This is a genomic window from Plectonema radiosum NIES-515 (assembly GCF_025753815.1).
Classification (GTDB): domain Bacteria; phylum Cyanobacteriota; class Cyanobacteriia; order Cyanobacteriales; family Nostocaceae; genus Hassallia; species Hassallia radiosum_A.
In genome coordinates, this window is sequence record NZ_JAOWRF010000412.1 from 1 (window position 1) to 11,919 (window position 11,919).

The window sequence follows — 11,919 nt, forward strand, 5'->3', positions numbered from 1 at the left end:
GAGGGGGAGGACAAGGGAGAGGGGGAGGACAAGGGAGAGGGGGAGGACAAGGGAGAAATTCTTTCAAGGAGTTCCCCTGCTCCTTGCTGCTTGCAAAGTGCCCCCTTGTCCCCCTTGTCCCCCACTCTTCCACTCCCCCACTCTTCCCCTCCCCCCCTCCTCTTATCCCTTTGCTAAAAATTCCGCCAAGCCAGTCTAACCCAATAGATGCAAGCAAAGCGATAAACGGATAAAGAGCAAGACTATAATGAGGTAGGCGAGTAGAGAAAATACTAAGTTCAGCAAACAGGACTAGGGGAAAGCCAACTAATATTAGTTGGTAGCGATAAATGGGACGACGCAGTAATAAAACTAAGCCTAAAAGAGCAAAGAAAAACCAAGGAAAAGCTTTGGTGGGCACATTCCAGAAATAAAATAGTATTCCATGATCGCCTCTATCATTCGACCCCAAACGGAAAACAAAGCGGAATAATTCTTCAAAACTATTATTACCAAAGCGCTGCCAATTTAACCAAATCCAACTGAAAGTAGGAATTAAACCGACTGCAAACCCTAAATAAAACATTGAGTTGCTAAGATGACAATGACGGCGATGTTCTGCAATAAGATAAGGTAATAAAGCTATCAGGGACAAAAAAATCATAAAGCTTCTCACTATAAAGCCTAAACCGAAACTCAGACCAGCAATAAAGCGATAAAAAGAGCGATATTTGGGATGTAATTCGGCTTTGAGAAAAGACCAAATAGCTAAAAGTACCAGACAAATCATTGGGACATCAGGCGTACCTAATCGACAATATTGTAACCAGAGAAATTCTACATTCAAAATTGCCGCAGCTAGCCAACCAAGTTTCTTCCCAAGGATAATTTTACCGATTTCATAGAGAAGCAGTATGCTGAATATGCCAGCAATCATGCTGGGAAGTCTGACACTAACATCAGAGATGCCAAATAGCTTGTAGGAAGTGGCAATTAACCAATAGTGACCTGGTGTTTTATGATGAGGTTCTGACCAAGGATTTATCCAATCACCAGACTCAAACATCACACGCGATCGCCAAGCATAAAGTCCTTCATCATGAGCCATCAAGCTATTGTTTCCAGAATTAAATAGCAATAATGGCAGTATCCATACCAACAAACTGATGTAAGGAAATCCTCCCCAAAGATGAATTTGTTGCAAAATAGAAGAATTTTTTTTTCTTTGATATTTCATGGAATTACAAATAAGTTAACTTTGATAAATTGAAAAAGCTGTTAATTATTTATCTTTATCTAGAAAAAATGTAAAGTTGTATACAACCGTTCGGCATCAAATACTACCTGAAATTTACACTATTTTGGAAATAAGTTCTCGTTCAACAGAGGTTTATGCTACTAAGACCAAATCAACGCATCAAGCTAGATGATACAGACGACAATCTGTTTTACGACTATCCCCGCTTCGTCACTCATGTGGACGAAGGCTTTATTCAACAGCTAACCGATGTATATCGTCAGCGATTAAAACCGGATATGCGTATTTTTGATATGATGAGCAGTTGGGTATCTCATCTGCCTGAAGAGATGCAGTTTGCCCATGTTGAAGGACACGGACTCAACGCTGAAGAACTTGCACGTAACCCGCACCTAAATCATTACTTTGTGCAAAATCTCAACGCTAATCCTCAGTTACCCTTGAAGGATGAAGATTTTGATGCAGTACTCAATTGCGTTTCCGTACAGTATTTGCAATATCCAGAGGCTGTGTTTTCGGAAATTCACCGCATTCTCAAACCTGGTGGGATCGCTATTTTCAGCTTTTCTAACCGGATGTTTTATCAAAAGGCGATTCAAGCTTGGCGGGAGGGTTCAGAAGCGAGTAGGGTTGAATTAGTCAAAAGCTATTTCTCCTCGGTTGCTGGATTTACCACTCCAGAAGTAATTACCCGTCAATCAAGGGTTCCAAATATCTTGCAATGGTTGGGTGCGGGGGGAGGAGATCCGTTTTATGCTGTTATAGCTTCCCGGAGTTAAGCAGTAGTTATGAGTTATGAGTGAGGAGTGAGGAGTAAAACTCATAACTTTTTCCAGCTGCCCAGAAAATGTCCGGAAAAAATGTGATTCGAGATACCAAATCTTATCAAAAAGTAAATTTTCTGGGTGTAATCTCACAGCGATCGCTGATAATTGGCTCAAAGAAGCATAAGGAGAAACCAAACATGATTTTCCGCCGTGGACGTAGGATTTTAGTGGGTTTGTTGCTTTCAGTGTTACTACTGACAACAGCTTGTGCCCCGAAGACACCAGGTCAATTTGACCAAGTGCAAAAAGAAAGCACCCAAAAGAAAAGCGGTCAAGCAGTTGCGAAGAATGCAACTCAAGGTAGCGAATTTAACAAGCTTTTCCCTGGGGAGCAAGATGGGTATCAACGTGTATTTACCCAAGAGAAAAAAGGCTTTGCAGAAGCGAACTTGAAAAAAGGTGGCAAAGTAATGGCGCAACTGGCTGTTTCTGATACTACCAGCACCCCAAGTGCAGCGGCAAAATACTCTAGTAGTACCAAAAAAATTGAAGGTTATCCAGCCGTGACACTTGGCAATACTCAAACCTCGATTTTGGTAGGTAAGTATCAAGTGAAAGTCATTTCCAAAGATCCGTCATTTACGGCAAGCGATCGCGAAGATTGGATACAAAAATTTAATCTCAGCGGTCTGGCGCGATTGAAATAAACTTCATTACTGCGACTAAAATAAAACACGCTATCTAAGGAGATTTTCGTAACTGTGAGCAAATCAATTTTTGAGTTAGTTGACGAATTGCCAACCGGTGGCTTGACTATTTCTCTATTGAATTCCCTTGATTTTGTTGCTCCTGGTCAGTGGCATAATGTGGTGGGTTTTGTCAACACCATTAAGACTGTTACCGGCGAAACTGACGAAGACCTAATTCAGCAAATTGGTGAGAGAGCAATTTATCTTTACAACGATCGCTCTCAAGGATACCAAAGAGCGATGTGGTTGTACCAAACTGTTGATGGTACAGATAAAGCCCTTGGTGCAGCAGCTTTAGCGAATAAGGTAGGTGAGTCGATTCCCTTATTGGGTTTTTTAAATAAAGTTACTCCCAAACCAGACAAAGCTCAAACTATTGACTTAGCACTAAAATTAGTTACTGAGTTGGTAGCTTTTTGTCAAATCAACGGTATCCCCGGAGACAGCATCGGCGATTTTGTCGCTTCTTTGGGTGAATATAGCGGTGAGTCCCTAATTCGCATGGTAGCGTTAGTTTGCGTTGATGGTTTGATACCCTTAGGTCCAGACTTCATCAACAAAGCATTATCTAGCATTAATCAAACCAGTCCCGAAGAGTTAGAGCAAAACTCAACTTTTAAGAACATCAGTGATTCGATTCCCGGTGGTGATTCTAGTAGTAAACTCAACTTTATCGGCGAAAGCTTCGATTCAGTCAAAGGCTGGATGGGTAATCTCGTCGCGTCACATAATTTAACACCACAGACAGTTGTCGCGAATTTGCAGTCATTTACGCAGATTGCTGACGATAAGTTAGATTACTTAGCGGCGTTTCTAGATGTCAGTACTAATTACTACGAACATACAGGTACGCAAACTTTAGCGCGTCGCTTGATTGAACGAGCAATAGCTGAAATTTAGATTCATATGTAGAGACGTAGCACTGCTACGTCTCTACATTAACAGTGCTACGTCTCTACATTCATTTTCACGTCTATGCCTAGCTATTAACCGGCATTGCGATCGCTTTATTTTGGCAAACGCAAATCTGCGACAATTGCACTCAGATAAGATTCAAAAGGTTCAAGATTTTCGGATTTCTCAAACTTACCTGTTTTTGCTGCTGGGTCAAAAGCAGTTTGGATGACGTAAAGTGAAGCACCATCAAAAGCAACATAACCAAGATTTTGCTGGTAAAGCTTACCACCTTGTTGAATGCCTGTAAAGCTGTAGCGCATCCCGTGAAGCATCCCAAAGGGAACTTGTTGCGGTGATTGAGGTGAAAAAGAAATGCTAACCCCATCGGCACTTTTTAGGTCTTTTGATAATACAGTGTAGTGGTCTGCAACCCAAGAACTAAGTGCTGTCAATACCTGGGTTTGGTAGTTGGGACTTTGTAAGTCCACTTTTGCTCCTGGTGGAATACCAGCAGCTACCAGCATTTTTTGGAAATTCGGTTGATTTGCCAATGGGTAAATTTGCATCTCAACTGTACCCAAAACTTTTCCTTGGGACGATATACACAACAACGGTGCATTTCCTTCACAAGGTGCTACCTTCCAACCTGGTGGAGTAGCAGTTTTTCCCAGAACACTCTTCCAAATATTTCCTTCAGTAGGCTTTGATGCCGAGTTAATTTGAGTCAGTGTTGCAACCGGGTGGGGTTGTCGAATTGGATTTGTCTGCAATTTTTGAGTGGGAGAATTGGGGTGAAAAAATTTGAATACTATCGGTGTTAATATCAGCAAAATCAAACCAATCAGAATATGATAAACTCGCAGCATTTTTCCAGAAAATCCATAGTGGCAAACTGACGTTACCCGTAAAACTTTGCGATTATAGCAAAAGATACATTGATATTAGGTTAATTTATGCAAAATAAATTATTTGAAAGAGTGTTTATGGCGATCGAACCGCGCAACGCAGACTTATTTTGTAACCACTGGTGGGTTTACTTTGCCGTCGGGTGCACTGCGATCGCTTCCCAGCGCGTGGGTTTTATCTACGCTGCCAAGCGAGCGATCGCACTCCTCGCGAAAAAAATTTACACTGATTTGTCCGGAATTTGTGATTCAATTGCGTTCTTTTAGCGGTACCAGCATGGCACAAGCAATATGGTTTCTCGCTCAGGTAAGCTTTACTTGTGTATTTGCCGCTCTGCAACTGATTCCCTGATTCCCAAAGGGCATTGTTGAATTGAAATATGAAACTTAAAAATCAAGGAGCTTAAACCCTTACAAGGAGTGCGAATGCAGCGAATGGACACGTTGCTCAGTTAAACAAACACTTGTGCTTATTTAGTAATCAGCGAGTGCATTCTAACCGCTTCACAGGCAAGATTAACTAATTGTAGAACCAATTTTTCAGGTAAGAATAAATACACATAACCGCCAGAAAGAAAGGAGAAACTTGACTTCAACCAAAAATTAAATTTTAAATTACTTCATGGCGTTTCGTTGCGAAAACGCCCCGCAATTGTGACGTTTAAGCTAGAATTGTTAAAGGTTCTTTACAGAATTTGCATAAAGCTCCTAATTCTGTTAGTTCATATCAGTATTTATTACAAGTAAGTCTGAAAATTTCCCCTATAATTCACAGAACTCCCTCTTTTATGACGCTCCCAATCCGTAACGTCGCCATCATTGCCCACGTAGATCACGGCAAAACAACCCTCGTTGATGCACTCCTCAAACAATCCGGCATTTTCCGCGAAGGCGAAGACGTTCCGGATTGCGTTATGGACTCTAACGCTCTTGAAAGAGAGCGAGGTATCACAATTCTTTCTAAAAATACAGCGGTACAGTACAAAGACACGCTGATCAATATTGTTGACACTCCCGGACACGCTGACTTTGGTGGTGAAGTCGAACGCGTACTTGGGATGGTTGACGGGTGTCTTTTGATTGTCGATGCCAATGAAGGTCCCATGCCGCAAACGCGCTTCGTGCTGAAGAAAGCTTTAGAAAAAGGTCTTCGTCCCATTGTTGTGATCAACAAAATAGATCGTGGTCAAACTGACCCCCACGTTGCTGTTGATAAAGTATTGGATCTGTTCTTGGAATTAGGAGCAGATGAAGACCAGTGTGATTTTACCTATCTGTTTGCCTCCGGGATGGCAGGTTTCGCCAAAGAAAGCTTGGAAGCAGAATCGGTAGATATGCAACCTTTATTTAATGCGATTTTGCGACATGTTCCACCACCAGTAGGAGATCCTGCCAAGCCTTTACAATTGCAAGTCACAACCCTAGATTATTCAGAATATCTCGGACGGATTGTGATTGGCAGAATTCACAATGGTACCATCCGCCAAGGTCAGCAAGCCGCTTTAGTAACAGAAGATGGCACCATTGTCAAGGGTAAAATTACGAAGTTGATGGGCTTTGAAGGGCTGAAGCGCGTAGACATGGAAGAAGCTACCGCAGGTTATATTGTTGCGGTGGCTGGTTTCGCTGATGCTTATATTGGAGAAACCATTACTGATCCCAATGAACCGCAAGCTTTACCACTAATTAAAGTGGATGAACCAACCTTGCAAATGGCGTTCTGCGTGAATGATTCACCCTTTGCTGGTCAAGAAGGCAAGTTGGTGACTTCCCGACAAGTGCGCGATCGCCTATTCCGCGAATTAGAAACTAACGTTGCTTTGCGCGTCGAGGAAACAGATTCCCCTGATAAATTCTTAGTTTCCGGTCGTGGGGAACTGCACTTGGGCATTTTAATCGAAACCATGCGTCGGGAAGGCTTTGAGTTTCAAGTATCCCAACCACAGGTAATTTATCGCGAAATCAACGGTCAACGTTGCGAGCCTTATGAACTCCTGGTGCTGGACGTTCCAGCCTATGCAGTTGGTAGCTGTATTGAACGCCTGGGACAACGCAAAGGCGAAATGCAAGACATGCAACCAGGTAGTGGCGATCGCACCCAGCTAGAGTTTGTCATTCCTGCCCGTGGTTTGATTGGTTTCCGGGGTGAATTCATGCGAATGACTCGTGGTGAAGGCATCATGAACCACAGTTTCCTAGACTACCGTCAACTTAGTGGCGATATTGAAGCACGCAACAAAGGCGTTTTAATCTCCTTTGAAGAAGGCGTTTCTACCTTCTACGCCATGCAGAACGCTGAAGATAGAGGCGCATTCTTTATCGTTCCCGGTACCAAAGTTTACAGAGGCATGATTGTCGGAGAACACAATCGTTCCCAAGACTTGGAACTGAATATCTGTAAGACAAAGCAACTTACAAACCACCGTGCTGCCGGTGGTGACGAATTAGTACAGTTGCAAGCACCAATTGACATGAGTTTAGAACGTGCTTTAGAGTACATCGGACCCGATGAATTGGTAGAAGTCACACCCCAATCAATTCGTTTACGGAAGATGGCGAAGAAGATGGCGAAACGGTAAGTTAAGCTTCTCAAGTCAAAATAAAGACTGGGACTGAGGAACAGGGGGACAAATATTTCTTCTTTCTGACCATAAGTCCCTTTCTCCTTTCCCCTTTCCCCCTTAGACACGCCTTTCTTCGGTAAAATAAAGTGCATCTGACAAATAAAACTGGGGAATTATGGCGCGTCTGGCACTGCTGAGTGTATCTAACAAAACTGGTTTAATTGACCTTGCCCGTAGCTTGGTAGAAGAATTTCACTTTGATTTAATCAGCAGTGGGGGAACAGCCAAAGCGATCGTTGATGCTGGATTACCAGTTACAAAAGTTGCCGATTACACAGGTTCACCAGAAATTTTAGGCGGTCGAGTCAAAACCCTGCATCCCCGAATTCATGGAGGAATCTTAGCACGGCGGGATGTGCCTGAGGATCTGACTGATTTGGCAAACAACCAAATTCGCCCGATTGATTTAGTGGTGGTCAACCTTTATCCTTTTGAGGAAACGACAGCCAGACCTGATGTAACTTTAGCCGCAGCAGTTGAACAAATCGATATCGGGGGTCCGGCAATGTTGAGAGCGGCATCCAAAAACTTTGCTCATCTCACAGTTTTGTGCGACCCAACTCAATATCACGATTATTTGCAGCAATTGCGGGATAATATTGGTGAAGCTTCTTTGGAGTTTCGTCAAAAGTGTGCCTTAAAAGGATTTTTGCATACTTCGAGTTATGATGCCAGCATCGCTTCCTACCTCAGCCACCAGCAGAAAACCGAATCAACACCTGAACAATTCACCCTTTCTGGCAAACAATTGCAAGCTCTGCGCTATGGCGAAAATCCCCATCAAAGCGCCGGCTGGTATCAAACGGGAAACACCACCACCGGATGGGCAGCTGCTAGCAAACTTCAAGGTAAAGAACTTAGTTACAACAACTTAGTTGATTTAGAAGCCGCACGGCGGATAATTTCGGAATTTACAGACACGCCCGCAGCGGCGATTCTTAAGCATACTAATCCGTGTGGTGTGGCTTTGGGAAGCAATCTTAACGAAGCTTATCAAAAAGCTTTGAATGCGGATGCAACTTCAGCGTTTGGGGGAATTGTTGCGCTCAACGGTTCCATTGATGCTGCGACTGCTAGGGAGTTAACCAAGACATTTTTAGAATGTGTAGTTGCACCAAGTTGTGATGAAGATGCATTAAATATTCTCGCAGCAAAATCTAAAGTGCGAATTTTGATTTTACCTGATTTGAGCAGTGGACCCAAAGAAACAGTTAAAGCGATCGCCGGCGGTTTTCTTGTCCAAGCTGCGGATGATATGATTGCTGATAGCAGTAAATGGCAAATTGTCAGCGATCGCCAACCCACGCAAACAGAGTTAGAAGAATTATTGTTTGCTTGGAAAGTTTGCAAGCACGTCAAGTCGAACGCGATTGTAGTGAGTAGCGATCGCACTACATTAGGTGTCGGCGCCGGTCAAATGAACCGCGTCGGTTCAGTTAAAATTGCCCTAGAACAAGCTGGAGACAAAGCCAAAGGTGCTATTTTAGCCAGTGATGGATTTTTCCCTTTTGATGATTCGGTCAAGTTTGCTGCACAGAAGGGAATTAGTGCGATCGTTCAACCAGGAGGAAGCTTGCGAGATGCTGACTCAATCAAAGCTGCAAACGAACTCGGCTTGGTGATGGTCTTTACCGGTGTGCGTCACTTTCTCCATTAGACCTGTTGCGAAAATGAACTATGCCTTGCCCGAACCCCAACAGACGTAGCACACGCAACGTCTCTACGTATGACTCTACTTTTTATGTCTTTTAGAGGAAGTAATGCGATCTCTGAGTTCCACAAAATTCTTGCTTGTCCCGTTTCTGGTTCCCAAATTGCGATCGCTCAAATCATTAACTCAAAAGCTATGGTAGTAGGCGATTCTCATCACAGTTACAACTCAACAATTACTGTTACTCTCAAAAAAGAAATCTACTACTTCGGCTACAGCACAGAAAGTTCAACCGAATCAATTTTTACAAACGTAGTTGTTTATAATTATCTAGTTGTGGGTAGCTTTGTCAATATTTATATGAGCGGTGCTTTCGCCATTAAAGGAGTAGACAATGGGTAGATTAAATCCTTTCTCTCTACAAATGCAGATTACTAGCATGTTTGAGCAGGGGCAATCATTTTTTGCCACCACAAAAGTGCAAGATTGGCTGAAAGAGCGTCAGCACAATCCAGCAGACTACAACATTATTTTCCATAAAAAACCGGCTCCCCCTGGTTCCAAAGAAGTGATGGTAATTGAAATTGAATTGCGTCGCAAAGATGGACAACCTGTAGATCCCTGGTTGCAAGAACAAGCTAACCTTCATGCTTGAAAAACGTAGGTGCGGTTTTTAACGCACCTATTACTAATTCTTCAAATTAGATAAAACAGATATTATTAGACATCGACCACTCTTTTCTGATGCGTTACCACAAAGCCAAGAGACGTAGCAGAGAATTGTCTCTACATTCATTTTCACTTTCTATGTCTATTCAACATAAAATTTAATTTTAATTTAGATGAAATTCACATATTCTTTCTAAAAGAACGCTTTCAATTGCGGAATGCTATGAGTTTTCATTGAAGTCATACTAAGACGAAAGAAAATTATCATACATGATATCAAATCGCCATTGGGTTTTTGCTTTTTGGGTTTACTTCGGCATTTTAATGACAATTGTTATTTCTGCCTACCTGAAAATTCTACCCGTTAAAAGCTCTACTATTCCCTATTACGACACAATCGGGCATTTTATCTTAATAGGAATGGCTGCTTTTCTCAGTCATTTAGCATTAAAAAAACGCCGAATTAGTTTCTTAATTATTTCTCTGCCTTTAGCACCAATATTAGTTACCTTTTTCACAGTCAGTGAAGAATTTATGCAAAAACTTTCACCTAACCGCACTTTTGATTTAATTGATTTAGCTTCTGACTTTTGCGGGATTGTGTTATTTACTTGGTTAGCAGAAAGACAAAAAACTAAACTTGAATAAGTTAGTATTTTTTACTAAGATACACCTAATTTGATTCATCCAAAAGTTGTACTCTGCCATCATTTCGTAGTCAGTGCGCCCATGATTTACCGAGGGTGTACAATTAAGTTTGATTATATCTAAAAAATCAGCATTTATATAAGTTTACCCTTTAGCTGATGAAGAAACGGCTTATGACGTACCGAATTGTTTCACAACTGACTGAAAATAAAATTTCGGAACTGGTGGATTTGTACAAAAACGAATTCTGGAGTAGTAAACGTACACATCAAGACGTGGTGCGGATGCTTGCAGAATCAGACATTATTATCGCTTTCGTTGATGAAAATGAAAAAGTAATTGGTTTTACTCGCATTCTCACTGACTTTGTTTATCGAGCAATTATTTTCGATGTTATTATTAAGCCCAGTCATCGAAATATGAAACTTAGCTCGAAGTTGATGGATGCAGTTGTCAATCATCCGCAGTTAAAATCAATAGAGTGGATTGCTCTTTGCTGTTTACCAGAAATGATTCCATATTATGAACGCTGGGGTTTTACATCTGAATTAGGTAAAATGCAGTTGATGTTTAGAATAAATCAAAATAATGATAATTAACCCGGAAAATATACCCAGTCGCACAACTTCAAATTATCCTGATGAATTTAAGCCTTTGGTGTCAGGAAGAGTCAAACAAGCATTAGGTAATGCAGCTAAATTGACAAATTTCGGTGTAAACTTAGTAACACTTGCGCCAGAAAGTTGTTCTGCCCTCAGACATTGGCATACGCTACAAGATGAATTTATTTATGTGATAGAGGGTGAAATCACCTTAATTAGCAACGAGGGAGAACAAATATTAAAACGGGGCATGATGGCAGGCTTCCCCGCTGGGGAGGAAAATGGACACCATCTGGTGAATAAATCGGATGCGATGGTAGTTTATTTAGAAATTGGCGATAGAACTTTAGGCGATCGCGTAACCTATCCAGATGATGACATAATTGCTGAATCCACTCCTGATGGTTGGAGCTTTACACGCAAAGATGGTAGTTTATACGATTAATTTTGCATAAATATTGAAAGCGATACTCCTACGGAGTCACTTTGTGAACGCATGAAAGATATATACAACTTTCTCAAAATATCTGATACAGTTGCCACTTCCGGACAACCGAATTCTGAACAGTTTTCGGCAATAAAGAAGGCAGGATACCAAGTTATTGTTAATTTAGCATTACCAGAATCTCCTAACGCTTTAAAAGATGAAAAGCAAATTGTCGAAAGTCAAGGTATGCAATATGTCCACATTCCCGTAGTTTGGGAAAAGCCAACATTGGAGAATGTGACAGAATTTTTTCGCGTCATGGAAGCAAATGCGGACAAACAAGTTTTTGTGCATTGCGCTGCAAATATGCGAGTTTCAGCATTTATATATCTTTATCGTCGTCTTCATCAAGGTATTAGTGATGAAGATGCTAAAAAGGACTTGCAGAAAATTTGGATTCCTAATGAAATATGGCAAAATTTTATTGAACAAGTAATGTCAATTAAAAAATAGAAATTGGGCGAATAGAATTCGCTACTACACAAACAAAGTCCACCTTCGTGGACTTAATAAAATAACCCGCGTAGTAGTAGTAGTAGTAGTAGTAGTAGTAGTAGTAGTAGTAGTAGTAGTAGTAGTAGTAGTAGTAGTAGTAGTAGTAGTAGTAGTAGTAGTAGTAGTAGTTGCTTATAATAAACATCTCCGAGACGAGAAGATACGAGGGCACGTATGATGCCTTCTTC

Annotated in this window: 14 protein-coding genes; 12 read left to right on the top strand and 2 right to left on the bottom strand. The window is 41.4% G+C overall.

Annotated features, from left to right (window positions below; translation table 11 throughout):
- The coding region (locus tag OGM63_RS29170) for an ArnT family glycosyltransferase (protein WP_263749252.1) at window positions 1–1,216 on the bottom strand (1,216 nt) is incomplete at its 3' end.
- Between the two features lie 155 nt (window positions 1,217–1,371).
- Between OGM63_RS29170 and OGM63_RS29175 the strand changes: the two genes are divergently transcribed.
- From OGM63_RS29175 to OGM63_RS29185, 3 genes are all read left to right on the top strand, one after another.
- Window positions 1,372–2,016, top strand: a complete 645-nt coding sequence (locus tag OGM63_RS29175; RefSeq protein WP_263749253.1) for a class I SAM-dependent methyltransferase — start codon at window positions 1,372–1,374, stop codon at window positions 2,014–2,016.
- Between the two features lie 68 nt (window positions 2,017–2,084).
- The gene (locus OGM63_RS29180; protein WP_318528570.1) at window positions 2,085–2,711 is read left to right on the top strand and encodes a hypothetical protein; all 627 of its coding nucleotides are present in this window, start codon (window positions 2,085–2,087) and stop codon (window positions 2,709–2,711) included.
- Window positions 2,712–2,765: 54 nt separating this feature from the next.
- Complete coding sequence (locus OGM63_RS29185) at window positions 2,766–3,653, top strand: hypothetical protein (protein ID WP_263749254.1); 888 nt, start codon at window positions 2,766–2,768, stop codon at window positions 3,651–3,653.
- Between the two features lie 107 nt (window positions 3,654–3,760).
- On the opposite strand, the gene OGM63_RS29190 is transcribed toward OGM63_RS29185, so the two are convergent.
- Window positions 3,761–4,516 carry a hypothetical protein gene (locus OGM63_RS29190; protein ID WP_263749255.1) on the bottom strand — a complete coding sequence of 252 codons (756 nt, stop codon included), beginning with the start codon at window positions 4,514–4,516 and terminating at the stop codon, window positions 3,761–3,763.
- Between the two features lie 103 nt (window positions 4,517–4,619).
- On the opposite strand from OGM63_RS29190, the gene OGM63_RS29195 reads away from it, so the two are divergent.
- From OGM63_RS29195 to OGM63_RS29235, 9 genes are all read left to right on the top strand, one after another.
- Window positions 4,620–4,907 (top strand): hypothetical protein, encoded by a 288-nt coding sequence (locus OGM63_RS29195; RefSeq protein ID WP_263749256.1) that lies wholly within the window; start codon window positions 4,620–4,622, stop codon window positions 4,905–4,907.
- Window positions 4,908–5,343: 436 nt separating this feature from the next.
- Entirely contained in the window at window positions 5,344–7,134 is a 1,791-nt protein-coding gene (gene typA, locus OGM63_RS29200; RefSeq protein WP_263749257.1) for a translational GTPase TypA, read from the top strand.
- A 160-nt stretch (window positions 7,135–7,294) separates the two neighbouring features.
- Window positions 7,295–8,836, top strand: a complete 1,542-nt coding sequence (gene purH, locus OGM63_RS29205) for a bifunctional phosphoribosylaminoimidazolecarboxamide formyltransferase/IMP cyclohydrolase (protein WP_263749258.1) — start codon at window positions 7,295–7,297, stop codon at window positions 8,834–8,836.
- A gap of 69 nt (window positions 8,837–8,905) precedes the next feature.
- Window positions 8,906–9,232 (top strand): hypothetical protein, encoded by a 327-nt coding sequence (locus tag OGM63_RS29210; RefSeq protein ID WP_263749259.1) that lies wholly within the window; start codon window positions 8,906–8,908, stop codon window positions 9,230–9,232.
- The gene (locus OGM63_RS29215) at window positions 9,225–9,485 is read left to right on the top strand and encodes a hypothetical protein (protein ID WP_263749261.1); all 261 of its coding nucleotides are present in this window, start codon (window positions 9,225–9,227) and stop codon (window positions 9,483–9,485) included. The genes OGM63_RS29210 and OGM63_RS29215 overlap by 8 nt, the downstream gene beginning before the upstream one ends.
- A 284-nt stretch (window positions 9,486–9,769) precedes the next feature.
- On the top strand, window positions 9,770–10,147 hold the full coding sequence (locus tag OGM63_RS29220; RefSeq protein ID WP_263749262.1) for a VanZ family protein: 378 nt from the start codon (window positions 9,770–9,772) through the stop codon (window positions 10,145–10,147).
- Window positions 10,148–10,320: 173 nt separating this feature from the next.
- Window positions 10,321–10,746: a GNAT family N-acetyltransferase gene (locus tag OGM63_RS29225; RefSeq protein ID WP_263749263.1), complete on the top strand. Its 426-nt coding sequence runs from the start codon at window positions 10,321–10,323 to the stop codon at window positions 10,744–10,746.
- A complete protein-coding gene (locus OGM63_RS29230) occupies window positions 10,736–11,194 on the top strand; it encodes a cupin domain-containing protein (RefSeq protein ID WP_263749264.1) in 459 nt (152 codons plus the stop codon). The genes OGM63_RS29225 and OGM63_RS29230 overlap by 11 nt, the downstream gene beginning before the upstream one ends.
- Before the next feature lie 51 nt (window positions 11,195–11,245).
- Window positions 11,246–11,689: a protein tyrosine phosphatase family protein gene (locus OGM63_RS29235; RefSeq protein WP_263749265.1), complete on the top strand. Its 444-nt coding sequence runs from the start codon at window positions 11,246–11,248 to the stop codon at window positions 11,687–11,689.
- Window positions 11,690–11,919 lie beyond the last annotated feature (230 nt).

Excerpts from the sequence above, each read along its gene's own strand:
- OGM63_RS29220 (WP_263749262.1), top strand. The coding sequence starts at position 9,770 with ATGATATCAAATCGCCATTGGGTTTTTGCTTTTTGGGTTTACTTCGGC.
- typA (WP_263749257.1), top strand. The coding sequence starts at position 5,344 with ATGACGCTCCCAATCCGTAACGTCGCCATCATTGCCCACGTAGATCAC.
- OGM63_RS29225 (WP_263749263.1), top strand. The coding sequence starts at position 10,321 with ATGACGTACCGAATTGTTTCACAACTGACTGAAAATAAAATTTCGGAA.
- OGM63_RS29175 (WP_263749253.1), top strand. The coding sequence starts at position 1,372 with ATGCTACTAAGACCAAATCAACGCATCAAGCTAGATGATACAGACGAC.
- OGM63_RS29215 (WP_263749261.1), top strand. The coding sequence starts at position 9,225 with ATGGGTAGATTAAATCCTTTCTCTCTACAAATGCAGATTACTAGCATG.
- OGM63_RS29190 (WP_263749255.1), bottom strand. The coding sequence starts at position 4,516 with ATGCTGCGAGTTTATCATATTCTGATTGGTTTGATTTTGCTGATATTA.
- OGM63_RS29210 (WP_263749259.1), top strand. The coding sequence starts at position 8,906 with ATGACTCTACTTTTTATGTCTTTTAGAGGAAGTAATGCGATCTCTGAG.
- OGM63_RS29180 (WP_318528570.1), top strand. The coding sequence starts at position 2,085 with ATGTCCGGAAAAAATGTGATTCGAGATACCAAATCTTATCAAAAAGTA.
- OGM63_RS29230 (WP_263749264.1), top strand. The coding sequence starts at position 10,736 with ATGATAATTAACCCGGAAAATATACCCAGTCGCACAACTTCAAATTAT.
- OGM63_RS29235 (WP_263749265.1), top strand. The coding sequence starts at position 11,246 with ATGAAAGATATATACAACTTTCTCAAAATATCTGATACAGTTGCCACT.
- purH (WP_263749258.1), top strand. The coding sequence starts at position 7,295 with ATGGCGCGTCTGGCACTGCTGAGTGTATCTAACAAAACTGGTTTAATT.